Here is a 26056-nt window from a genome sequence, read left to right as displayed (position 1 = left end):
AACATCAAGCACGTACTTATGAAAAGAACTTTCCTGGCCCTCTGCGGAGGCTTGTATATGTTTTCGGCTACAGCCCAGAAAGCAGTTAGTGTTACGGTAGATGTAGCAAAACCGGAGGCGCGCGTATCGCCCTCGCTGCACGGTATTTTCTTTGAAGAGATCAGTCACGGTGGCGAAGGTGGATTATATGCAGAACTGATCCAGAACCGCGGTTTCGAGGAAAGTCGTATCCCGCAAGGAGTACAGCTGAAAAACGGTTGGCTGGTACCTGATGCCGCGCCACACTGGTTTCTGAATGGTAAACCCAGCGATTGGCGTATGCCCTGGGAAATCAAAAGTGATTACCCTTATTGGAAGCTTAACAGTAAAGGCGGTTCGCAGATGACGATCGCGCTTACGCAGGAGAAGCCATTGAATGCTGCTACACCACGTTCCCTGAAAGTTACGGTAAACAAGGTAGATGTTGCGGCTAAGCACGAAGTGGTAAACGAAGGGTTCTGGGGAATAAATACCGTGAAAGGAGATACTTACACATTAACTTTCTTCGCCCGTACTGCGGCTGATTATAAAAGTGGTGTAACCGCCTCGCTCCAAACCCGCGATGGCAAAGTGTTGGCAACTAATACTTTTAAAAGCATCAGTTCCGGCGAATGGAAAAAATATACCTGTAAACTCACCGCTACCGATACAGATCCACTGGCCGAGTTTGCACTCTCATTTAACGGAACGGGTACGGTCTACATCGATTTTGTGTCGCTGTTCCCTGATAAGACGTTCAAAGGCCGTAAAAACGGTATGAGAAACGACCTGGGCGTGTTACTTGCAGATTTAAAACCTGCGTTTTTACGCTGGCCGGGCGGCTGCTTCGTAGAAGGAATTACTATTGAAAGCGCGCCAAACTGGAAACAAACAATTGGTCCGCTGGAAAAACGCGAGGCAACTTACAGTCCATGGGGATACTGGGCCAGTAACGGTTTCGGGTACCATGAATATTTGCAGTTCTGCGAAGATATAAAGGCCGATGCCATGTACGTATTTAACGTGGGCATTGCCTGCGAAATGCGGAGCGGTACTTTCCTGGGGGAAGAAAAGGTGCCCGGCCTTATTGCTGATGTACTGGACGCAATTGAGTATGCTATTGGGCCCGCTACGTCTAAATGGGGTAAGGTGCGCGCCGCTAACGGCCATCCTGCACCATTCCCTTTAAAGTACCTGGAAATTGGTAACGAACAGCATGGCGTTGAGTATGCGAAACGTTACAATCAGTTTTATGACGCCATTAAAAAGAAATACCCGCAGCTCGAACTGATTGCCAGCATGGGTATCGGCGATATTAACCGCAATACGCTGGATAGCATGAAGAAGGTGGATATTGCTGATGAGCATGCGTACAAGGCCGCGTGGTGGTCGTTTACGAATAGCGACCATTTTGATCGTTATAAACGCGGAGCCTGGGATGTGTATGTGGGCGAATATGCCACGAATAACGGTGTAGGCGCGGGTAATATGATGGCCACACTCAGCGATGCGGCTTATATTTTATCAATGGAGCGTAATGGTGATTTGGTGAAGATGAGCAGCTATGCCCCGCTATTTGAAAATGTAAATACAAGGCATTGGCCGGTAAACCTGATCAATTTTGATGCTTCCCGCAGTTTTGGCCGTATTTCTTATTATCTGATAAAGATGATGAATGATGCCCGTGCGGACCAAAACTTCGCCGTAACCACGGCTATTGCTCCCGAAGCTGATCCGCAGCCTATGTATGCGGGCGGCATTGGACTGGCTACCTGGGATACGCAAACGGATTATAAGGACATCCAGGTGATAAAGGATGGTAAGGTTGTGTACCAGAGCGACCTGGTTAACAATAAGCTCGACTGGGAGTCCACGATAGGCAAGTGGGATTTGTCGGATAGTGTGATCTCTATGAAGGCGGAGGGCGCTCAGCGGTTTATCGCACTCAGAAATAAATCGTTCGATACTTACACCCTGAAGCTGAAAGCACGTCGCAATAGTGGATTTAACGCCTTTATCATTGGTTTCGCAGCTAAAGACCCACGGAATATGCTGCGGGCGCACATCGGCTCGTGGGTAAATCAGAACTGTGTGTTCGAATCGGTAACCGATGGCTTTAATGTATCTGACGTGTCGGTGCAGAAAAGATTGCCCAAACCCATCGAAACTGGCCGTTGGTACGATATTACGCTGGAAGTAGGCAAGGATAAGGTGGATTGCTACCTGGATGGTAAACTGCTAATGTCTTACTCCGAACCGCAAAAATTCATGTCCATTGCTGGCCGTGATGAGCAAAGTGGCGATATTATAGTGAAGATGGTGAATGCGTACGCCTCGCAGATGACTGTAAACCTTGATCTGAAAGGAATTACCGGGATAGAGGCAAAGGCGCATCAGCTTGACCTTTCTTCACCCAGTCTTGCGGATGAGAATTCGCTGGAGAACCCCCATGCATTTGTACCAAAATTGTCGGTTATATCAGGCATTGGTGCCAATAGCAAAATATCGCTCGAGCCCTTTACAGTATCGGTTATAAGGATTAAAGATCCTAGCTGGAAAAGGACCGCATCAAAATAAAACCAAATGTAAACGATAAGAGAAACAGGGCCTTAGCGCCCTGTTTTTTTTGCCCCGCAATGTGTTCGGGCTACCCTTTGTTAACATCATCTGTTTTTAAATTGCCGGAATTATGTTAATTTTTGCAAACATTTGATTAAATCCTGCGTGAATTTCCTGCTATAGCAGGGATATCTTTGTCTGGAACCCGGTAAATTCCTGCCGGAATACGCAACAGAAACAACGGACCAATACCTGAAACGTGAATAAGAAGACATTTTTTTGCATCGATGCGCACACCTGCGGTAATCCCGTAAGGCTGGTAGCGGGCGGCGGCCCTGTTTTAAAGGGTGATAATATGAGCGAAAAGCGTGCGCATTTCCTCAGCGAATTCGACTGGATCCGTAAAGGTCTGATGTTTGAGCCTCGCGGTCATGATATGATGAGCGGAAGTATTCTGTACGCTCCGCATGATCCTGCAAACGATGTAGCTGTGTTGTTTATCGAAACGAGCGGTTGTTTGCCTATGTGCGGTCATGGCACTATCGGTACCATTACTATTGCAGTAGAAGAAGGGCTCATCACCCCTAAACAACCGGGTGTTATCCGTATGGAAGCTCCTGCCGGACTTGTAAATATCGAATACAGGCAGGAAGGCCGTAAGGTAAAAAGTGTTAAACTCACCAACGTAGCCTCCTACCTGGCTGCCGAAGATATAGAAGTAGAATGTCCTGACCTGGGTACTTTGAAGGTGGACGTATCGTACGGTGGTAACTTTTACGCCATCGTAGATCTCCAGGAAAACTTCCCTGGTCTCGAGCACTTCACATCTTCCCAGCTGGTTTCCTGGGCGCGCGAGATGAGGAAACGTATCAACGAGAAGTATACTTTCGTTCACCCTGATAACCCAACTATCAACGGCTGCTCTCACGTATTATGGACGGGTAAAACGATCGATCCTGCTTCTACTGCCCGTAACGCGGTTTTTTATGGTGATAAGGCAATTGACCGGTCACCCTGTGGTACGGGTACTTCTGCACGTATGGCGCAGTGGTACGCGAAAGGTAAGTTGAAGAAAGGGGATGAGTTCATACACGAAAGCATTATCGGTTCTAAGTTTATCGGCCGCATCGAAGAAGAAACTACGGTGGGGGGCAAACCCGCTATCCGTCCAAGTATCGAAGGATGGGCGCGCGTATATGGTTACAATACCATTTCCATCGATCCGGAAGATGATCCGTTTGCATACGGATTCACCGTAATTTAACATCATCAAATTTATCAATCAAGCATATTTAAAAGTTTAGCAGCAACAATGGGAAATCAGGTGATCGTTATTGGTGGCGGAATTATTGGTTTAAGCAGCGCTTATTATTTGCAGCAGGCGGGCTATTCCGTAACTGTTGTTGATAAATCGGATATGTTAAATGGCTGCTCGTACGGTAACGCTGGTTATATCTGCCCCAGCCATTTCGTACCGCTAGCCGCTCCGGGCATCGTAAAACAGGGCTTCAAATGGATGCTTAACTCTAAAAGCCCGTTCTACGTACAACCCCGGCTGGATATGAACCTGATTAACTGGGGACTACAGTTCATGAAATGTGCCACTAAAGAGCATGTTGAACGCTCTGCCGTGCCGCTGCGTGATATTGCGCTGCTTAGCAAAAAATTATACGAGGAATGGACGGCGGTGCCAGGTCTCGACTTTGCCTACGAACCGAAAGGCATGTTGGAGTTTTTCAAAGAGGAGTCCAGCGCGCATCACGCTGAGGAATCGGCCCACGCTTCCCGCCAACTGGGGCTCGACGCCAGGGTACTGAGCAGAGCAGAAGTGGAGAAAATGGAACCCAATGCTAAGCTGGATATTCTTGGCGCAGTTTACTTCGCCTGCGATTCCCAGTTGTATCCGAATAAGCTCATGAGCAGCCTGCAGGCACATCTGAAGGCCAATGGCGCCAAATTCCTGAGCAATACTGAGGTGAGAGGTTTTGAAACCAGCGGTGGTAAAATCACGGGAGTGAAAACTGGTACCGAAACACTACAGGCGAGCGAAGTGGTGCTGGCTACGGGCGTATGGAGTGGAGAACTGGCAAAACAACTGTCGATTAAGATCCCAATGGTCGGCGGCCGTGGTTATTCGGTTAGCTATGAAAATGCGCCTTATAATCTGCATCATTCAATTATCCTGAGTGAAGCCCGCGTAGCTATTTCGCCGATGGATGGTAATAAGATCCGCTTTGGGGGCACTATGGAAATAACCGGGGTGGATGCGCCGCCAAGAATGAAGCGTGTACAGGGCATCCTCGAATCTGTTAAAAAATATTTTCCTGAATATAATATTCCAATGCCGGCCGAAAAGGACGTATGGTACGGCTATCGCCCCTGCAGTGCTGATGGCTTACCGCATATCGGTAAAACCAGCAGGTACAGCAATCTAACCGTTGCCACCGGTCACTCTATGCTGGGTATCAGTTTGGGGGCAGCTACCGGAAAACTGGTGGAGGAAATTATTCTCGGAAAACCAACATCTATGGACATTCGTCCTTTCCAGGTAGAGCGCTTTTAAAAAGCGCTCTTTTTTTTGGTATGATCATCTTGATTGTCCGGTAGACAATTATAAGTAACAATGAGTTAATATCGGCGAAGTGCTATTCCATATTGGGCTGTACTTTCACGATAATGCAATTCAGGGATAATAGTATCCTGCCTGCTTATACATCAACCAGGGTCTGCGTCACCTTATAAAACAATGTCTGCCTGTATGAACCGCAAAAAGAGATTTTTTAAACTATTTCTGATTATAATGAGCGTCCACAGCATGCCGGGACAAATGACCGCACAGGATAAGGGCGTTACCGCGCTTTATCAGCAAACCAGTGAAGTGAACAATATTATGGTGAAATATAGCGCAGACAGGGGGAACCTGATGCGCTTTTATTCCATCGATAACTCGCCTGAAAGGCGCGAACGCTTCCGCATCATGTACCAGGGTTACCTGGACCAGATAGAAAAAATGGATTTTGAATCATTGCCAGTCGGTTCAAGGGTAGATTACCTGTTGTTTCGCCAGCAATTACAGGATCAGTTACGTAAGCTGGATATCGAAAAAAAGGAGGTGGGCCAATTGAAAGACTGGTTCACTTTTGCAGATAAGATTTACGAAACGGAGAAACTGCGTCGTCGAGGTACAGAGCTGGAGGCCCAGCCGTTAGCTGCATCGTGGCACAGCATTGCTCAAACCATCAATAAAAATATTAAAGCGCTGGAAACTTCCGGCGGCATGGATATTTATGTAATTCGTCGAGGAGGAAGTGTGGTAAGAGGTTTGAAGGAGGCGGTGCAGAGCATCAACGAATTCTACAAAGGTTATGATCCGTCCTACACCTGGTGGATGGCGGGTCCGGCAAAGGAGTTGAACGACGCGTTGGATGCTTATTCCGCCGCCTGGAGAACGAAAGAAAAGGCGGCACCTTCCGGCAAAGACGATGGCAGTGGTATCATCGGTTATCCAATTGGAAATGAGGAACTCATTCGCCAGTTGCAGATTGAAATGATCCCTTATACACCTGAAGAGCTGGTAGCGATCGCTAATAAGGAATTCGCCTATTGCGATGCAGAAATGCTGAAGGCCAGCCGCGAAATGGGCTTCGGTGATAATTGGAAAGCTGCCATGGAGAAGGTGAAAAACACTTACGTGGCACCTGGCAAACAGCCGCAAATGATCATGCGTCTTTATAATGAGTCGGTGGATTTTCTGAAGAAACATGATCTCATTACCATCCCGCCTATGGCAGAAGAAGCCTGGTCGATGATTATGATGACACCTGAGCGCCAGTTGGTAAATCCATTTTTCACTGGCGGCGAAACCCTTAGTATCTCTTACCCTACCAACGATATGTCAGAGGCGGATAAGTTGATGAGCATGCGCGGTAATAACCCGCATTTCTCGCGCAGCACGGTACATCATGAACTGATTGCCGGTCACCATTTACAGGGGTACATGGAGTCGCGCTACAAAACCTACCGTAATTTCCAAACTCCTTTCTGGATCGAAGGTTGGGCTTTGTACTGGGAAATGCTGTTGTGGGATATGAAGTTCCCGCAATCGCCTGAAGATCGCATTGGTATGCTGTTCTGGCGTATGCACCGTTGTGCGCGAATTATCTTCTCGCTCAACTACCACACTAATAAATGGACGCCGCAGCAGTGTATCGACTTCCTTGTAGACAGGGTGGGACATGAAAGGGCCAATGCGGAAGGAGAAGTTCGTCGCTCTTTCGTAGGCGGTTACAGCCCGCTGTATCAGATTGCTTACATGATCGGTGGGTTACAGTTTTATGCGTTGCAGCGTGAATTGGTACCTGCTAAAATGACGATGAAGCAGTACCACGATGCTGTGTTGCAGGAAAACGGAATGCCGGTAGAAATGGTTCGCGCCATTCTCACCAGTCAGCCGTTGAAGAAGGAATTCAAAACAAACTGGCGTTTTTACCAGGTTAAATAACATAGGACTAACTATTAGATAAAATGAAGGAAGATGCGCGGTTTCGTGCATCTTTTTCTTTTTTGGGGATGGCCTATTTAATGAATTTATAAAACTGTTTACTACGCGTTAGAAGCAGTCAAGGGAAAATGGGGGGTAAATTAAAACGGCCCGTGCATATTCCATGCACGGGCCGTTCCTGTTTGGATGTTTTTCTTAGTTCTTTACCCAGCTTTTATTGATAGCCGTCTGCAGTTCGTTCATCTTGTCCATATCCTTTATGGCTAGGTTTTTCTGTGAACCAGTCTTATCAAACACCACCGGGAAAGCTTTTCCTGGCGTAAGGTCTATCTCAAGCCCGGCATACGCAAGGTATTTAGGATAATCTATTGGAGCGGTCGTAGTGGCATACACATCAAATATCTCATCCAGTTTAACACCGGCAATATTTTCACATACCTGTCTGAACTCTTCGTCCTTAAAACCTCGCTGTTTTTCCTGGTAAAACTCTTTGTAGAGGTGGCGCATCACATCATCGAGCGATTTTTTATTGCGTGTTTCATGCCTGATTTTCAAATCCAGCAGCAGGCCTAATGCACAGCCTTTATTGTAATATGAAATAGTGGTTACGGCCGTATTCGGATTATGGTTAAAAAACTGTAACCAGGTATCGAAGCTCGATGCTGTAGCCGACTGGAAGAGGTGTCCCGGACTGTTTTCATAAGCGGCTATATCGCTGCGGAGCATGTTATATACGTCCTGGCGGTTCAATATCCCAGCCCTGTTTAGGATCAGGTATTCGTAATAAACGGTAAAGCCTTCTGATACCCAGAGCATATTCGTGTAGTTTTCCTTGTCATAGTCAAAGGGGCCCAGGGCAATCGGGCGGATAGCTTTGATGTTATAGAGGTGAAAGTACTCATGGGCCAGGAAGTTGAGCCAGCGTTTGTAGGAATCGCTATCCTTTTTACCATACGGGCCTCCGGAGAACACTGCGGTCGAGTTCCTGTGTTCCAGGCCACCACGGCCTTCGCCCATGATGAGAAACGTGTAATGTTTGTAAGGAACATGCCCCATCAGCGTATTAGCGGATTTAATCATCTTCTCCAGGTCACTGAAAAAGCCCGGCACATCAATGCCCGCAGTGTCCTGAAGTACCAGCCGGTGGGGAATGTTGTTAATGGTTTTTGCGGTACTGTACTGGTTACCGAGCAAAAACGGGCAGTCGTAAAGTTCGTCGAAGTTGCTGGCTGTATAGGTAAAATCCTTTCCAGGTAAGGGATTTAGGCCGGTGTAACATTGCTTCCAACCGGCATAGGGTGTTACTTTTACGGTAGATGCCTGTTGCAATGCACCGTCGGGATGCATGAACACTGCGGCGGGAGGGAGGTAGGCAAAACCAGTATCTACCCAGGCGTCGGCCACCGATTGGCTGAAGGCGTAGAGGTCGTAACTTACAGTTACTTTGCCTCCCTCAGCAGCAATGTACCAGGTGTTCTTATTTGTTTTACTCCACTTTAAATCCTTTCCTGTAGCGGTTTTGGCGCGGAAGTTAACTACGTTTTTGGCGTAGTTGATCAGCCAGTAGTAGCCCGGCGTCCAGGCAGGCATCTTCACATTTAAACCGTTGTTTCTTATATTTTCACATTCCATTTCCACATGTATGTAGTGGTTGGCCGGATTGTTCATGCTGATGCTGTACCTGATGTCGGTGGGCTGAGTTTGAGCCTGGAGGCTGGAAAGGCCGGTAAACAAAAGGACGGCGGGCAGTAAAAAGCGCGGGAGGTTCATAGCCGTTGAAATTTTATTTATTGAAATATGCTGAATGAATAGCTATTTGCAACACTTATTCTTGATAACATCTGGCCGTATTTTAACCAGTACAGCACAGTATGGCCCATTCATAAAAAACCTTCTAAAATAATTGGTATAGCGACTTTTTATAGCTTATTTTGATAGGAATATCAGCAGGGCCGCCAAAGCCCGCAGGCATAAGTTTAAATATTGCATAAATTTCGCGTTAATATGACCAGTTACGGTAAACAGAAGCGGTTGTTAGTAGCAGTGGATTGTATCATTTTCGGATTCGACGGGCAGGAACTTAAAGTGTTGCTCATTAAGCGTGGGTTTGAACCAGAGAAAGGGAAGTGGAGCGTGATGGGAGGCTTTGTTCAACCAGAAGAAAGTTTTGAGGGTGCGGCCACACGTGTGCTATCGCAACTTACCGGTCTGCAGGATATTTACCTGGAACAGTTGTTCGCCTTCAGCCGTCCCGACCGCGACCCGATTGAACGCACTGCATCCATCGCCTACTTTGCCCTGTTGGATATTAACCAGTACCATCGCCAGCAACTTAAGCACGAGTTTCATGCAGAATGGTTTTCCTTGTCGCAAGTACCCGAACTAATCTTCGATCATACGGAGATGATAGAAATGGCCAAAGAAAAACTGCGGTACAAAGCAGCCATCCACCCGATCCTGTTCGAACTGCTGCCACAGAAATTTACCATACCACAGTTGCAGCTATTGTACGAAGGCGTTTACGAAACCGATTTCGACAAACGTAACTTCAGCCGTAAAATACTGTCGCTCAAACTGCTGGTTAAACAAAAGGATAAAGAAAAGGAAAGTTCGAAGAGAGGTGCTTTTTACTATAAGCTCGACAAACGGAGGTACAATGCAAATTTCCATTCTTTCCTGAATTTCATCGCAAAACCGCATAATCTGAAATAATGCCTTCCCAACGGGCCCCGACGGTAAAATTACCGTTGGGAAAGTTGAGAAAAGTGTTATTTTTGGAATAATTGTCGTGTAGACAATTTATTTTTGTTTACTTTTATTAAATGTCAAACTGACAATAATCACAAAACGCGTTATGAACAAGAGTGCTTATGTAATAGGCGTCGACTTTGGAACGGATTCGGTGAGGGCCCTGGTAGCCAGCACTCAGAACGGAGAAACGGTAGCCAGCGCCGTAAATTATTATCCACGTTGGAAGCAGGGCTTGTACTGCGACCCTTCGTCCCAACAATATCGCCAACACCCACTTGATTACCTGGAAAGCCTGGAAGCTGCCATCAAGGAAGCTTTGGCACAATGTCCGGCCGATATAAAAGCGGCCGTTAAAGGTATTTCTATAGATACAACCGGCTCTACGCCTGTAGCTGTTGATGCTGCCGGCACCCCGCTGGCACTTACGCCCGGGTTTGAAGAGAACCCGAACGCGATGTTCGTACTCTGGAAAGATCATACGGCCAACGATGAGGCAGAACGTATTAACCAGGTAGCTCACAGTGGTCAGGGTGAAGACTATACCAAATATTGCGGCGGTATTTATAGTAGTGAATGGTTTTGGGCTAAAATGATGCATGTTATTAAGGTAGATGTGGCTGTTCGTGAAAAAGCGGTGGCCTGGGTGGAGCATTGCGACTGGATCCCCGCACTGCTTACCGGTAATAACGATGTCAAAACACTTGTCCGCAGCCGTTGCGCTGCCGGACATAAAGCCATGTGGCACGAGTCATGGGGCGGTTTGCCCCCGGCGTCTTTCCTGGAAGCCGTAGACCCGCTGCTGGTTAAATATGATAAAATGTTCACCGATTCGGTAGTTTCCAGCGAAGCTGCCGGTACTATTACCGCCGAATGGGCCGCTAAACTGGGCCTTCCGGCTGATGTGGTAATTGGCGTTGGCGCTTTTGACGCGCACATGGGTGCTGTGGGAGCTGATATACAACCTTATGCCCTTTGCAAGATCATAGGTACCAGCACCTGCGATATCCTTATGGCTCCGATGGACGCTACCGGTCACCTGCTGATCAAAGGTATCTGCGGACAGGTTGATGGCTCTGTAGTGCCTGGTATGCTGGGCATGGAAGCCGGCCAGAGTGCTTATGGTGATGTGTACGCATGGTTGCGTAAACTGATTATCAAGCCGATGGCTGCGCTGATGAATGGCGACCTCGATCCGCAGAAGATGCAGCAGTACGAAGATAAACTGCTGGCTTACCTCTCCGGCGAAGCGCAAAATTTACCTTTAAAAGATAATGATATACTGGTACTCGACTGGTTTAACGGCCGTCGTACACCAGACGCAAACCATACTGTTAAAAGCGCCATGATCGGTCTTCACCTGGGTACGGATGCCGTACACCTGTTTAAGGGGCTGGTAGAAGCTACGGCTTTTGGCGCAAAAAGCATTGCCGATCGCTTTGAGAACGAAGGCGTGCCTATCAAAGAAGTGATAGCACTGGGTGGCGTTGCTAAAAAATCAGGTTATGCCATGCAGGTATTGGCTAACGTAATGAACCGGCCGATCAAGATCGTGCAGAACGAACAGGCATGTGCTATTGGTGCTGCGATGTTTGCGGCCGTGGCTGCAGGTGTTTACAGCAATGTATCCGAAGCACAAAAAGCTATGTTCGGTGGTTATGAGAAAGTATGGGAACCACAGCCGGAAAATGTGGCCTATTACGCTCAACGTTATAAAAAGTTTTTACAACTGGGTGCATTCTCAGAAAATATTTACGCATGAGCCAATACCAGCAACTGAAGCAAACGGCCTACGAAGCCAATATGCAGCTGCCTAAACTGGGCCTGGTACTTTTCACTTTCGGTAATGTAAGCATGGCCGATCATAGTAAAGGGCTCTTCGCTATCAAGCCAAGTGGCGTTCCCTACGACCGGTTGCTGCCTGATGATATGGTGATCGTTGATTTCGATGGTGTTACTGTCGAAGGTAAACTTCGTCCATCTTCGGATACTAAAACCCACGCGGTATTGTATAAACACTGGCCTAAAATAGGCAGCGTTGTACATACCCATTCAACTTACGCTACTGCCTGGGCACAGGCGCAGCGCGACGTTCCCATCTTTGGCACCACGCACGCCGACCACCTCACGGTAGATGTGCCTTGTGCCCCGCCAATGAGCGATGAGATGATTAAAGGGAACTATGAGTATGAAACAGGTTTTCAGATATTGAACTGTTTCAAGGAAAGAGGGTTGAGTTATGAAGAGGTGGAGATGATACTGGTGGGTAACCACGCACCATTTACCTGGGGTAAAACGGCTGATAAAGCGGTTTACAATGCAGCAGTACTGGAAGAAGTTTCACGCATGGCTTATCTCACAGAAACTATTAATCCCCAGGCCCCCCGCCTGAAGGATGCGCTGATACGCAAGCACTTCGAACGCAAACATGGTCCCGATTCTTATTACGGGCAATAAAACACGTCAATTACACTACTATTATCATTAAAAAAATTTCACTTTACAATGGCAGATTTGAAAGCATTTGAAGTTTGGTTCGTCACCGGCAGCCAGCATTTATACGGAGAAGAAACACTGCGCCAGGTTGCGGCCAATGCGCAAACTATTGCAGCTTCGCTGGACAAAGCTCCGCAGGTACCGGTGCGTGTTGTGTTTAAGCCTGTTGTTAAAACGCCCGAAGAAATTTACCAGGTTTGCCAGGAAGCAAATGTGGCGAAAGATTGTATCGGTATCATTACCTGGATGCACACTTTTTCGCCTGCTAAAATGTGGATCGGCGGTCTGAAAGTATTGCAAAAACCTTTGCTGCACCTGCATACACAGTTCAATCGCGATATTCCCTGGAAAGATATAGACATGGACTTCATGAACCTGAACCAAAGTGCTCACGGCGACCGTGAATTTGGACACATGGTATCGCGCATGCGTATAAACAGGAAGGTAGTGGTGGGGCACTGGCAGGAGGAATCGGTGCTGAACAGCATTGAAACCTGGACGCGTGCTGCTGCAGGCTGGGCCGATCTACAGGGCGCACGTTTCGCCCGTATTGGCGATAACATGCGTTATGTAGCGGTTACAGAAGGTGATAAAGTAGAAGCTGAACTGAAGTTCGGTTTTGCTGTAAATACGTATGGAGTAGGAGATGTAGTCGAACATATCAAAGCTGTTTCTGACGCTTCACTGGCGGCACTTACAGACGAATATGAATCTGCTTATAATGTAGTAGCTGCCCTTCGTAAAGGTGGTGACAAATACGAATCGCTGAAAGAAGCGGCCAGGATTGAATTGGGCCTTCGCAGCTTTTTGGAGAATGGTAATTTTAAAGGATTTACCGATACGTTTGAGGATCTGCATGGTATGATCCAGTTGCCAGGTATCGCAGCGCAAAGGCTGATGGCTTCTGGTTATGGCTTTGCCGGTGAGGGCGACTGGAAAACATCGGCGCTGGTGCGGGCGATGAAAACGATGGGTACTGGCCTCAAAGGTGGTAACGCTTTCATGGAAGATTATACCTATCATTTTGATCCGAACAACCGTCTGGTACTGGGTTCTCACATGCTCGAAATCTGTTCCTCCATTGCAGATGGTAAGGCTTCCTGCGAAGTACATCCGTTGGGTATCGGTGGTAAAGCCGACCCGGTAAGGCTGGTGTTTAACGTGGCGGCTGGGGCGGCCATCAACGCGTCTATCGTGGATATGGGTAACCGTTTCCGCCTGCTGGTAAATGATGTGGAAGCCGTGAAGCCGGAACATGATCTGCCTAAACTGCCTGTAGCCCGCGTTCTCTGGAAAGCATTGCCCGACATGAACACAGCGCTTGCAGCATGGATACTGGCAGGTGGCGCACACCATACCTGTTACAGCCAAAACCTGAACGCAGAACACATGCAGGACTTTGCAGACATGGCGGGCATTGAGTTCGTACATATCGGCGCAAAAACAGACCTCTACCAGTTCCGCAACGAACTTCGCTGGAACGAAGTGTATTATCAAATTAACAAGGCATAATAAATAAATATTTGCTTTATTACGTTAACTTGGAGGCAGCGCCCGTGAATCCGCTGCCTCCCGTTAACATCAGACAAAATCAACCAGAAAAATAAACCTATTCCCGACGAAGAAATATTCCACTTAAAAACAACAACAACGTTCTCCTTATGAACAAACTGAGCAACATAGATTACATCATATTTGTCATCTACTTTTTCCTCGTAGCGGGTTATGGCTACTGGATCTACCGCCGTAAGAAAAAAGACAGCATCGATACCAAAGATTTCTTCTTAGCAGAGGGTTCACTTACCTGGTGGGCTATTGGTGCATCTTTGATTGCTTCTAACATTTCGGCAGAACAATTCATCGGCATGAGCGGTAACGGTTTTACCGTTGGTGTGGCCGTTGCAGCATACGAATGGGTAGCGGCTATCGCACTTATTATCGTGGCTATGTGGTTTATCCCGGTATATCTTAAGAACAAGATATACACGATGCCACAATTCCTGAAAACCCGCTATAATGAAACAGTAGCACTGATCATGGCTGTTTTCTGGTTGTTCCTGTATGTATTTGTAAACTTAACTTCCATCCTGTTCCTGGGCGCGCTGGCTATCAGCAACCTGATTGGCGGAGGGGAGAACTTTCACCTTATCATGATTGGTTTGGCTGCATTTGCCCTCGTTATCACCCTGGGTGGTATGAAGGTGATCGGTTATACCGATGTAATACAGGTGGTAGTGCTTATCATCGGTGGTTTGGCTACCACGTACCTGGCGCTGACTATGGTGAGCGAGCATTTCGGACTTGGAAAGAATGCGCTGGCGGGTTTCAACCAGTTGCTGAAGGACAGTCCTGATCACTTTAAAATGATACTTCCCAAACCGGGGCCAGGTGCCTCGCAGGAGGAAATTAATAAGTACCTGATGCTGCCAGGTATAGCGATGTACTTCGCCGGGCAGTGGATCGTAAACCTGAACTACTGGGGCTGTAACCAATATATCACACAACGCGCGCTGGGCGCAGATCTTAAGACTGCCCGCAACGGTATCCTGTTCGCTGGTTTGTTGAAGCTGATGATGCCTGTCATCGTAATGCTTCCGGGTATTGCTGCGTATGTGTTGTATAAAAATGGTAGCTTACAGGCAGAAATGGCTTCCGGTGGTAAATTTAACCCCGATAACGCCTATTCTGCGGTACTGAGCTTCCTGCCTACAGGTTTGAAAGGTTTATCGCTGGCAGCCTTAACAGCAGCTATCGTAGCCTCCCTGGCCGGTAAAGCAAACAGTATTTCAACGATCTTTACACTGGATATCTATAAAAAGTATATCAGAAAGGAATCGGACGAAAAGAAACTGGTATGGATCGGTCGTTTGGCTATCGTGGCTTCTATGTTGATAGCGATCGCGTTTACCTGGAAAGATACCCTGAACATCGGTGGTGAAGGTGGGTTCACATTTATCCAGAAGTATACCGGCTTTATCAGCCCTGGCGTATTCGCGATGTTCCTGTTAGGCATGTTCTGGAAACGTACCACAGGAGCTGCTGCTGTAGCGGGTGTGGTAACTGGTTTTGCATTATCAGTTGTTTTTAATAACTATGCACCACAGTGGTTTGGTCACGAAACAATTCTCTATACCGCTTTCATTAACAGTAAAGGCGTTTACGAGATTCCGTTCCTGATCTGTATGGGCTGGTCTTTCTTCTTTACCGTAGTGGTAATGGTGGCTATCAGCCTGGCCGGACCGAAAATTAATCCGAAAGCTTTCGAGCTGGATAAAGCGATGTTTAAGGCAGAACCTTCTACTATCGCCCTGATCGTAGTTACTTTGCTGATCCTCACCGCCCTGTACGTGCGGTTCTGGTAAGCTAGATGATATTAAATTTTCTGGGATATCTTATTTCATAAGATCTCAGCATGACGTGGATGCTATCGGAGGCCGGATTTTTCCGGCCTCCCTCTTTTTATACTGATGTAATGTTACCAGGGATTATCCGCATTCGGGCGAATTTATGCCTCGCCAATGTTAAAATCGAACACTAAGGACTATCCACTGCCATGATTTGTACCTTCTTAACAGGGACAACCCCCGTAATTATAAGGTCGATTTCTTTACTCTGAATTTGCCGTCTATATTGGCCGACCCGAGGTAACGTCCGTCCATTGAGCTAAAACGCCCGGAAGGGACTACGGTGAACGTACCGGTGATATAGCCATCATCTATGCCCATGCTGGTGATCGTAATTCCTCCATCGCTTAGCAGTATGTGCTCGCCATCGATATAGAAGCATTTATAGGAGTCTAACGCATTGTTCTCGCTGAGCATGAAGCTATTTTTAGTTTGGGTGTTGTTTCCATTGCGGTAAGCATGAAAACCCACAGCAGACTCAAATTTCAGATCAATCACACGGCCGTCTTCAGCGGCAAGCAGGTTATATGTATCGCCAGATTTAAACGCGGTGGCGCGCATGCTCTGCCAGTTGCCGCCGTTAATGCGAAACGAAATACTACTACCAGTAATATTGATGGCGGTTACGAGGGTAACTGCTGCGCTTTTCAGATTGAGGGCGAGGGTTACTGCCACAGGGTTATTGGTCGGCACTTCGGAAGGAGCGAAGTAGGTAGCTTCAGCCCCTTCGGATTCCAAAACACCTGCTCCTGCGAGATCCCATTTTTTGATGTACTTCTTCTCCAGTGGTACCTGGTCGCCAACAGGTATCCCTTCACCTTCCGGCGGCACCAGCGGCACCAGTACATCGCCTTCCAGCGCCGTTGGCAACACTCTTACCGCCTTCAGCGGAACGTCTCCGTTTACGTCCACGTCGGCCGTTTGCGGGGTCAGGAACATCCATAACATCAGCGTCCAGTCGCTGAAATGGGTGCTGTTTATAGTGATGCTTTTGTTATTGGTATTGATAACAGGTTCAGCCATATACTGCCATATGCCTTTCGCATCCTGGTAAGCAATCCCCAGGGCTGGGGGATAAGAAATCATGGAACTCATCGCCGCATAGGAGAACGTAATACTAACTGGCTTGAGAAAGGTGATGCCATGCGGCGTTAGCCTGTAACCAGTGCCAATGCCACCGGGATTTGTATTCTCAATTGGCTCCAGGCTAATAGTGGTGGTATTAGTCAGCGCTCCCGCCGGTATACTCACCTGCAAGCTGCCGTCCGCATTGGCAATAGTACCACCATCTGCCCCTATCTGTTTGGTAGTGGCGGGGCCCAGTAAGCCGCCAATAGGCCGAACCACACCGGTAGCGGGTTGGGCGGGTTTCACCTGGTTGTCTTTTTTAGCACAGGCTGTAAATAAAAGCATGCAAATAGCCGCCAGCCAGCCTGGTAAGCCGTTGTTACGTAGTGTGATCATCTTCATGGTTCCGTTGTACGATCGGGGTTAATCGACCGGGTTGCAAAGGTAGAGAGCGTGTAGTCGGTGCGCGTAAGTAGGAGTGAGTGTTTTTACGATTAAGTAGTTACACGTAAGAGGGTGGTTGTAGATGTATACAATGTTTGCGCTATCCGCCTGATAACTCTGCAAACCTCCGGGGTGGTTATGGATAGCATTACCTGAGCGCTGTAAAACAAAGTCCCCCGCCACTGCAGGGGACCGTTGTTCAACATTAACCGGTTATGATTACCGGTTCAATCGTGCTCTAAAAGATTGTGGCTTTTGGAGTGTAAAACCTGGATGAACAGTATCGTTAATAATTAAAACCTTTGCGTTTGAACAACCACAGGTTCCTCCACCCGTCGCCCTGTTCTACTACTGTTAGTTCGTTGTTATTGATCTTAACGATGTTGTACACTATGCCCTTTCCATTGCTGATATCGCTGCCGGTTATTTTAAGTGTTTTGTTGAGTGTGTCGAGCGCGAAAAACCCTTTTTCTGTTTTGCCTTTGCTCACTTTAGTGAAGTTGGCGGCACCGTTCAGGTCAAAGGTCATTTCATCGTTAACTACGCCCCAGGATGTAAGATCGGGTACACCCACACGCCACCATTCGGGTGTTAAAGCGCCCCCGGAGCCGTTGCCGTAGCAGGCGCCATTGGGTTCATCTATCGCCCACACCCATACTTTGCCGGTTTGACCATTTGTTAGCTGGTTCCACATGGGGTTGGCGAAGTAATTAGCATCGTTGCTGGATACTGTAACAGAAGCGGAATCTTTTACCGGCCCGCCTTTGCTGTAAGCATAAAATTTGATGTTGTAAGTGCCTGCGAAAGGTAGTATGATCGTATCCTTTTGTTTGTTGGATATGCCGATCCCATAGTCCCAATAAGCCAGCACACCTGCTGTCTGGTTTTCAAGCATTACCTTGTTATCGTAACCGGCTTGCTGGGTAACAGCGAATTTTATTTGCGATGCTGCTATTGGTGCTGGCATATCTTCCCGGTCTTCGCGCGGGTCGCAGGAGGCCAGGGTAGCGGCAATGAGCAGTGTATATAATATGCGGAACTTTTTCATGTCAATGTTTTTAAGATGATTACAAACTCCATCCTTCATTTTGATGCAGACTGCCGTTGCTCAGGTTAATTTGTTTCTGGGGGATTTGCAGCAGCCCCTTTGTTTCGGGGCGGAAGCTGACGTTAAACTGCGCGTCGGCGCTGGTATTGTCTATGGCGGCTTTGGCTACGGTAACACCCTGCCGCAAAAGGTCCCAGTACCTTACACCTTCCAATGCCAGTTCCAGCCTGCGTTCGTTCATGATCAGCTGTTTGCCGGCGTCGGTATTGGTAACTGTAATACGATGGTTGTTGTTCCTGAACGCACGGTCGCGTACCTGGTTGTAGTAGTCCTGTGCTTTGCCAAGATCGCCGTCCAGCTGTAGTTCTGCGGCCATCAGTAATACATCGGCATAACGAATTACTACATAATCATAATAGTTGTCTATCTGGAAATCGCCGCCTACGTCTTCTGGCTTCATATCATTCATCGGCATATATTTTTTCCAAAAGAAACTGGTGTATTGCGGATAGCTTTCGTTGTACGTCAGGTTTTCATCCGTAACGGAAATAATGGATGAAGTTCTTCGTGTATCGCCGGTTTCGTAAGCCGCATATAGTTTAGGATTTACCGATCCCGCGCCCCAGCCTTTGTAGTAGGGAAGTACGGTTTTATTACGAATGCCTATCATCACCATCATCCTGTTCCCATCGTTTTTATTCCAGTCTTTAAGACCGGCGGAGGTGAACTTAATGGAGAACACAGTTTCTTTATTATCCTCTTTTGCAAAATTCGCGAGTGATGATTGCCACAGCAGGGGAAACGAATCTATCATTCCATAACCGCTGGTGTTGATCAGTTCTTCGAGGTAACCGCGCACTTTTACTTTATCGGTTACACCCGCCAGGTCGTTTTGTGCATAGTAGCCGGTGTAGTAAAGATAAACTCTTGCCAGCAGAGCTTCTGCTGCCCAGTGCGTAACACGCCCGTAATCGGCTTTGGCAATAGAAGCATAAGGAGTAGGGGCAAGATTAGCGATCGCGAATTCCAGGTCTTCTGCTATCACTTTATATACTTCTTCTGGTTTTGCCTGTGGCTGAAAATATTCTGTAGGGTCCAGCGGTTTGGTAACCAGTGGTACATTACCGAACATACGTACGAGGTCGAAGTAGAAGTAAGCGCGGAGGAAACGGGCTTCGGCTACGTACTTCACTTTGTTGGAAGAATCGGCGCCCCAGTTCACATTGTCGATATTGGCCAGCAGCACATTCGCCCGGTAAATCCCTTGATAATACTTCGTCCAGGGGCCATCGTTTGTATTGATATCATTTTCGAACCTGTCCCAACGCTTCCACGACATATCTGATTCGCCGCCACCGCCAAAACAATTGTCGCTGGCTATTTCAGAGATGAGGTGAATGTTGTCGAAACCGCCGAGCTGTAACACATCGTATACTGCTACCAGTGCTTCCAAAGCGTCTTTGGGCGTTTTGTAAAAGCTCTCGGTGGTTCTTTTGTTCAGCGGGTCTCTTTCGAGGAAACTCTTGCTGCATGAGGCGGCAAGGGTAAGTATAATGATGGAGGTGATTAGTTTTTTCATGATCTGCTTCGTTTTAGAGTTTCACATTTAAGCCAACCATCAGCGTTTTGGGCTGCGGATAGGTACCGATATCTATGCCGGAAGCCCAGCCGGTTGGCGCATAACCAACTTCGGGGTCCATGCCTTTATATTTGGTGAGTGTAAGCAGGTTGAGGCCTGATACATACAACCGGCACTGCTGTAATTTTACCTTACGCAGCAGGCTTTGTTTAAGGTCATAACCAATATTGATGCTGCGGAAGCGCAGAAAGTTGGCATCGTGTACAAACAGGTCGGATGCACGCGTGTAGTTCAGGTTCTTTTCATCATGTAACGTCATCCGCGGAAGCCTGTTGGAAGTACCTTCGCCAGTCCAGCGACCAAGAATTTCGGTGGTGTAGTTACTTTGCGGACGCGAGAAGTCGCGGATACCATCGTACACCTGGTTGCCGGCCACGCCGTAGACGTAAACCGAAAGGTCGATTCCTTTGTAATTCACGCTCAGGTTCAGTCCGTAACTCACATCCGGATTGGGGTTACCGATCATCGTTTTATCCCTGGAGTCGATAAGGCCATCGGCGTTACGGTCTACGAAACGTACGTCGCCAGGCAGGGCATCTGGTTGAATCCTTTTGCCTGCTTTGTCTACATAACTATTTACTTCGCTGGTGTTCTGGAATATACCTGCAGTTTGCAGTCCGTAAAAGTACCCCATCGGGAAGCCTTTCTGTGCGCGGAAAAACTCATCTCCCCCCACGAAATTGATACCTGCTTCGCCCTGTATGATCTTCTCCTGGTTGGGTATATCGATGACGGTATTCTTATTGAAAGTCAGATTTGGATTTACATTTACTGTAAAATCACCGAATGTATGGTGATAACCCAAACTTATCTCCACGCCTTCGTTTTTCACACTGCCACCGTTGATCATCGGTGGGTTAGCACCCGCAAGCGCGGGCACAGGAGGCGCAATCAGCCAGTCTTTGGTAGTCTTTCGATACCAGTCCACGGTGAGGTTGAAGGCGCCGAGGAACTCAGCATCAAGGCCTATATTGGTTTGCTCTGAGGTCTCCCATTTCAGATCGGGGTTGGCAACGCGATCGGGGGAGGAACCTACGAACTTTACATCTCCTTCTCCAAAGTAATAGTCTTTATTGGTAGACGTGATGGTAGCCAGGTACAGGAAGTCGTCGGTGGGCTGGTTACCGTTTTGGCCCCAGCCTGCCCGCAACTTCAGGAAGCTAAGCCAGCTGGTATGGAAAAACTTTTCATTCGTGGCCACCCATCCCGCAGAAACGGAAGGGAAATAACCGAACCGGTTATTGGCGCCGAACTTGGTAGAACCATCGGCCCTGAATATCGCAGTGAGCATATACTTCTCGGCATAGTTGTAACCAACACGACCAAAGTAGGAGAGTAATGCGCTTTCATTACGACTACCCGACACTTTACGCGTTTCTTCATTGGTGCCGTTATCAATGATGGCATGCGCGAAATCCAGTACCAGTAGGTCCTCTTTGGAGCCGCTCATGTTAAAACCATTGTACTCGTTGGATGTCATACCGCCCAGCACGTTGATGTTATGTTTGCCGAAGTCGCGCTGGTAAGAGATCGTATTGTCCCAATTCCAGGTAGCGTAGCGGCCCATGTCCTGCGCAGCGCGGGAGAGGTTGTTTACCACGTTGGTAGACAGGTTGTACGCTGGGTAAAACGCGTTCCCGGAAACGAAGTTGGCGTCCATGCCGAAGTCACTCCGCAACTTCAACCCCTTAATGGGCTCCAGTTCCAGGTACACATTGCCCAGGAAACGGTCCGATTTCGTCTTGTTGTTGTACGAGTAATACATGAGTGCCACCGGGTTAGTTTCGTCCGGATTAAAGGTCGATTTCGCGAAATCGCCGCTGGAGTCGTAAACGGGGAACAATGGACTCACGTTAATAACCGGGCGCAGTGTGTTGCTGTAAATATTCCCAACGCCTACACCTTTTTTATTCGACATGGTGTACGTAAAGTTCTGTCCGAAACGCAGCACGTCTTTATACATTTTATGCTCGGTGCTCAAACGTATGTTCACCCGCTCGTATTCTGACTGTCCCTTGAAACCTATCACCCCGGCCTGTTTCATGTAACCAACGGAAGTGGAGTAGGTCGATTTCTCAGAACCGCCTGATATCGTAAGAGTATGGCTTTGCGTAGGGGCATTGTCATTATAAATATGCTCCTGCCAGTCGGTGCCTTTGCCGTAGTTGTTGATCTGGTCTAAACTGAAGTACGGTGGCCGGCCGGAGTTGATAGCCGCTTCGTTCATAATGATGGCATATTCCCTGGCGTTCAGTAGCGGCAATTTACGGGCAGGACTCTGCACACCGTAAAAGCCGTCGTACGATACGGTCATATCTCCTTTACGGCCTTTTTTAGTGGTGATAAGGATTACCCCATTTGCCGCGCGGGAGCCGTAGATCGCAGCAGAGGCAGCGTCTTTCAACACGTCCATAGAGGCTACATCTGAAGCGTTCAGGTAGCTGATATCGCCGGTGGGCACGCCATCTACGATATACAATGGATCTGAATTACCCACAGTGCCTGTTCCGCGTATGCGCACTTTCATGGCTTCGCCGGGTTGGGCGGAATTAGTCGTGATCTGCACGCCGGGTGTTTGTCCCTGCAAGGCCTGGTCAACACGCAGACTATGAGTTTCCTGTAGATCGGCGCCGTTCACATGCCCTATCGCGCCGGTATTTAGTTTCTTTTTTTCTGAACCGAAACCTACCACCACTACTTCGTCAAGACCGGTGCTGGTTTCTTCGAGTTGTAAACTGATATTGCTGCGGCCATTCACTGGTACAAGCTGTTTCACAAAACCGATCAGCGATACTTCCAGGGTATCGTTGTTATCCACCTGTACCAGAAAAGCGCCGTTGGCGTCGCTAACCGTGCCGGTGCGGTTGGATTTTACCAGGATGTTTACCCCCGGCAAAGGGGAATTGTCTTTCGCGGAAAACACCTTTCCATTCAGGGGATGTTTGTCCGATTGTGCGGAGCTCGCCGTACCGGCCAGCATCATGCAGAGTAGGAACACTCCCTGCAGCGGGACCCGCAACAGGCCCGGCATGTAGTAAACGTTTTTCATAACCGTAATTTTTTTAGAGCTTAATTGAACCGTGGTTTATCTGTTACCTCTTTATCGTTCGTCGTATGTACCAGGGGGAATGAATACAATGTTGATCTTTTTCATACTTGTGGATTTAATGTATATGGAACTATTGCATAGGGATAAACGCAACGGGCGCTATTACAGCGTTACCGTTTGCGTGTTCCCATTATACCTGATGATTTTTTGTGCTTTACTTTCCGGATTAAAAGCCTGTGGATTTTTTTTGCTGATGTATATAATGCGGAACACGCGCTGTTGCAGCATACCGGGGAATGTGCCTTCCCGCTCCGCGATCGTCAGTTGTTTCTTATCTTCATTGTAAGCCAGGCGGATATTGGAAAAACGCCCCTGTTCATATTGATAATTGATATTCTCATCTTCATAGAGAGTGAATTCCGCGTCCTTACCACCGTACACGAACAGCGTTAACGTATCGGCTGGTTTTTCGCCGGTGTATTGCAGTGCGGGACCAGCAGGTAATATGCTGCCTTCGCGAACGAATAAGGGCAAACGGCTTAATGGGGCGCTGGCGGTTATGCTTTGGCCGCCTGCATTGTATTTGCCGCTGTAGAAATCGTACCAGCCATTACCGGCGGGCAGGTAGAGCTTACGTTCTCTTGCTTTATAATGGTACACTGGATTTACGAGCAACGAGGGCCCGAACATGAACTGGTCGCCTATGTTTGTTACGCTGCTGTCGTTCGGAAAGTCCATTACCAGCGCACGCATGATGGTGTAATCACTGTGGTGCGTATGGCCGGCGAGCGAATAGATATAAGGCATCAGGCGGTAACGGAGGCGGTTGTAATACAACATCGACTGGTACTCCTCGCTTTGTTCCGGTGCGATGTTAAATATTTCGCGGTACGGGTATTGGCCATGTGAACGGAACAGGGGGCAGAAAGAGCCGTACTGGTACCAGCGGGTGTTGAGTTCACGCCATTCGGCCAGGGCTGCGCCTTTCGGGTTGGGCATATCGTATTTGTTCTCTACGAAAAAGCCGCCAATATCGGTGGTCCAGTAGGGCAGGCCTGAAAGCGACATGTTGAGGCCTGCAGGTATTTGCCTTTCCATCTCATCGAAACGGGCAGCGATATCACCGCTCCAGCTTGCCGCTCCGTAATGTTGCAGACCGGGAAATGCGGTGCGGGTAAGGATAAACACGCGCTGGTCGTTGTTCACGCTGCGCTGCCCTTCGTAAACGCCTTTTGCGTTCATCAGGGTGTACGCATTAAAGTACTGTTCCGAAGGACCCAAGGCCGTTGGCGTCATCAGCTTTTTGCGATGATCGATGGAGGAGTTCGAATAGATATCTGGTTCGGAGGCATCCAGCCACCAGGCATCCACGCCCTTACTGAACAAATTCTTGTTCATCAGTTGCCAGAAAAGGCCGCGTGCTTCAGGACTGTACGCATCATAAAAGGTAGATACGTAACCTTTTCCTATCCAGTCGCGCTGTTTATCGGCGATGTTCTGACGGTACAGCCATCCCTTGTCATCAAACAGTTTATAGTTACTGATACCCTCGTAAAACTTAGGCCATACGGAAATCATGAAATGCGTATGGTATTTATCATGCAGCTCACCGATCATGGCTTTTGCATCAGGAAAGCGGCTTTCGTCGAACTCCTGGCTGCCCCAGGCGTCTTCTTTCCAGTACGACCAGTCCAGCACAATGTTGTCCAGCGGGATGTTGCGCTCGCGGAAGGTTTTAACGGTGCTAAGTATTTCTTCCTGTGTTTTGTATCGCTCGCGGCTCTGCCAAAAGCCCAGTGCCCAGGCGGGCAGCATGGAGGCTTTGCCGGTCAGGCTCCGGTAGCCGCTCACCACCTCGTCCATATCTTTACCCCACATAAAATAGTAATCGATCTTTTCTGCTGCTTCTGCGCTCAATGCCATCTTATCTTCCAACTCCACCGAAGGTCCCAGCCATTTGAAGGAAATAAACGACTGGTTCGACTCTGGTACCCATTCTATTTTCAGTTGATGTGGTTCGCCTGTCCGGTAAGTATTTTCAATAATACTCGGCCCCGGATTCCAGCTCTCCCGCCATCTGTCCAGTTGCAGTTTCCCATCTACCCATATTTTGATATAGCCCGATGCAGTAACATAAAACTTATGTTTTCCATCTGCCGCGGGTGTAAAACTTCCTTCCCATACCACTTTCCCTTTGTCCATCGGGAAACCGGCGGGCATATTGGAAAGGGAGGGGATAAAGGTGTAGTCGATGTTCGGCTCGTGACGAATGGTATGCACTTTACCATCTACGCTGTAAGTGGCCTTTATGCCATTGCCAGCAACAAGCTCTCCGACGTTACGCTGCGCACGGTCGTCGCCAAAGCGGGTAATGGAGTAGTTGTCCCACAAAATGCCGTAGTTGCGGCTCGATACCAGGAAAGGCACTGCGGCTACTGAGTTGTATTGGGTAAGGTCTACATCTTTGTCTTTATAGTTCATCAGCCCCGTTTGCGGTTGGCCCAGCCCGTAAAAGGCTTCGTTTTTGGGAGATTCGAATACTTGTTTTACACGGTACAACTGTTTGCCCTCTATCTCTACGGGTGCAAATGTTTTACCGCCTCCTGTCTTTTCCTGTAGTATAATACGGCCGCGGAGGTCGCGGAAGGTCACTTCGCCCGTACTCAGCAACACCGTAGCCGTAAGCGCAGCGGTTTTCAGCACAACTTCATCACCTTTCTCTTCCGACTCCCATTTGGCACCCGGTGCGCCGGACGTAAGCACGATCAGGCTGGGAGTGGCCGAAAAGGTATTGTCGGCGCTGGCGGTTACGTGTATGATCTTGTCGGAAATCACCTGCAGCTTTACCTGCTTCGCAGTGCCTGACCGGTAGTGCTTTAGTTTGATAATGAGCCCGTCGGGAAGTTTTTCTACATTATCGGCCATGCAGCCAATGGAAAACAGTAAGCTCAGCGCGAGGAACCCTGCCATTCTTTTTTTCATACCAGTGGAATTGTATCGTTACTATAATCGTGTTAGATGTGGTTGCACCTGTGTTGCCAGGTATTTTACAAATGTAGCGGCAGGGTTTATAGGCTGTGGT

The 26056-nt window shown here is 48.2% G+C and carries 15 protein-coding genes; 9 read left to right on the top strand and 6 right to left on the bottom strand.

Going from position 1 to position 26056, the window contains the following annotated elements; all coding sequences use genetic code 11:
- Window positions 1-18: 18 nt before the first annotated feature.
- The 4 genes from QZT80_RS24480 (at window position 19) to QZT80_RS24465 (ending at window position 7078) form a co-directional block, all read left to right on the top strand.
- Entirely contained in the window at window positions 19-2595 is a 2577-nt protein-coding gene (locus QZT80_RS24480) for an alpha-L-arabinofuranosidase C-terminal domain-containing protein (RefSeq protein WP_295128676.1), read from the top strand.
- 241 nt (window positions 2596-2836) lie between these two features.
- The gene (locus tag QZT80_RS24475) at window positions 2837-3841 is read left to right on the top strand and encodes a 4-hydroxyproline epimerase (RefSeq protein WP_295128674.1); all 1005 of its coding nucleotides are present in this window, start codon (window positions 2837-2839) and stop codon (window positions 3839-3841) included.
- Window positions 3842-3889: 48 nt separating this feature from the next.
- Complete coding sequence (locus QZT80_RS24470; protein ID WP_295128672.1) at window positions 3890-5140, top strand: FAD-binding oxidoreductase; 1251 nt, start codon at window positions 3890-3892, stop codon at window positions 5138-5140.
- Between the two features lie 237 nt (window positions 5141-5377).
- On the top strand, window positions 5378-7078 hold the full coding sequence (locus tag QZT80_RS24465; protein WP_295128670.1) for a DUF885 family protein: 1701 nt from the start codon (window positions 5378-5380) through the stop codon (window positions 7076-7078).
- A gap of 195 nt (window positions 7079-7273) precedes the next feature.
- Here the strand turns inward: QZT80_RS24465 and QZT80_RS24460 are convergent, their stop codons facing one another.
- Window positions 7274-8848, bottom strand: a complete 1575-nt coding sequence (locus QZT80_RS24460) for a hypothetical protein (RefSeq protein WP_295128668.1) — start codon at window positions 8846-8848, stop codon at window positions 7274-7276.
- 234 nt (window positions 8849-9082) lie between these two features.
- Here QZT80_RS24460 and QZT80_RS24455 point away from each other — a divergent pair, with 234 nt between their 5' ends.
- The 5 genes from QZT80_RS24455 (at window position 9083) to QZT80_RS24435 (ending at window position 15684) form a co-directional block, all read left to right on the top strand.
- Window positions 9083-9790: an NUDIX domain-containing protein gene (locus QZT80_RS24455; protein WP_295128666.1), complete on the top strand. Its 708-nt coding sequence runs from the start codon at window positions 9083-9085 to the stop codon at window positions 9788-9790.
- Window positions 9791-9932: 142 nt separating this feature from the next.
- Entirely contained in the window at window positions 9933-11588 is a 1656-nt protein-coding gene (locus tag QZT80_RS24450; protein ID WP_295128664.1) for a ribulokinase, read from the top strand.
- A complete protein-coding gene (locus tag QZT80_RS24445; RefSeq protein WP_295128662.1) occupies window positions 11585-12283 on the top strand; it encodes an L-ribulose-5-phosphate 4-epimerase in 699 nt (232 codons plus the stop codon). Before QZT80_RS24450 ends, QZT80_RS24445 begins: the two co-directional genes overlap by 4 nt.
- Window positions 12284-12331: 48 nt before the next feature.
- Complete coding sequence (araA, locus tag QZT80_RS24440) at window positions 12332-13834, top strand: L-arabinose isomerase (RefSeq protein WP_295128660.1); 1503 nt, start codon at window positions 12332-12334, stop codon at window positions 13832-13834.
- 149 nt (window positions 13835-13983) lie between these two features.
- A complete protein-coding gene (locus tag QZT80_RS24435; protein ID WP_295128658.1) occupies window positions 13984-15684 on the top strand; it encodes a sodium/sugar symporter in 1701 nt (566 codons plus the stop codon).
- A gap of 228 nt (window positions 15685-15912) precedes the next feature.
- Here the strand turns inward: QZT80_RS24435 and QZT80_RS24430 are convergent, their stop codons facing one another.
- The 5 genes from QZT80_RS24430 to QZT80_RS24410 all read right to left on the bottom strand — a co-directional run bounded on the left by QZT80_RS24430 (window position 15913) and on the right by QZT80_RS24410 (window position 25956).
- Window positions 15913-17196 carry a hypothetical protein gene (locus tag QZT80_RS24430; protein ID WP_295128656.1) on the bottom strand — a complete coding sequence of 428 codons (1284 nt, stop codon included), beginning with the start codon at window positions 17194-17196 and terminating at the stop codon, window positions 15913-15915.
- Between the two features lie 328 nt (window positions 17197-17524).
- Window positions 17525-18286: a hypothetical protein gene (locus QZT80_RS24425; RefSeq protein WP_295128654.1), complete on the bottom strand. Its 762-nt coding sequence runs from the start codon at window positions 18284-18286 to the stop codon at window positions 17525-17527.
- Between the two features lie 19 nt (window positions 18287-18305).
- Window positions 18306-19865 carry a RagB/SusD family nutrient uptake outer membrane protein gene (locus QZT80_RS24420; RefSeq protein ID WP_295128652.1) on the bottom strand — a complete coding sequence of 520 codons (1560 nt, stop codon included), beginning with the start codon at window positions 19863-19865 and terminating at the stop codon, window positions 18306-18308.
- 13 nt (window positions 19866-19878) lie between these two features.
- Window positions 19879-22974 (bottom strand): TonB-dependent receptor, encoded by a 3096-nt coding sequence (locus QZT80_RS24415; RefSeq protein ID WP_295128650.1) that lies wholly within the window; start codon window positions 22972-22974, stop codon window positions 19879-19881.
- Between the two features lie 162 nt (window positions 22975-23136).
- Window positions 23137-25956, bottom strand: a complete 2820-nt coding sequence (locus tag QZT80_RS24410) for a TIM-barrel domain-containing protein (protein ID WP_295128648.1) — start codon at window positions 25954-25956, stop codon at window positions 23137-23139.
- Window positions 25957-26056: the final 100 nt, after the last annotated feature.

The sequence above is a fragment of the uncultured Chitinophaga sp. genome, assembly GCF_902168175.1.
Classification (GTDB): domain Bacteria; phylum Bacteroidota; class Bacteroidia; order Chitinophagales; family Chitinophagaceae; genus Chitinophaga.
The sequence above is the reverse complement of the archived record's forward strand: the minus strand, read 5'-3'. Positions and strand labels throughout refer to the sequence as shown.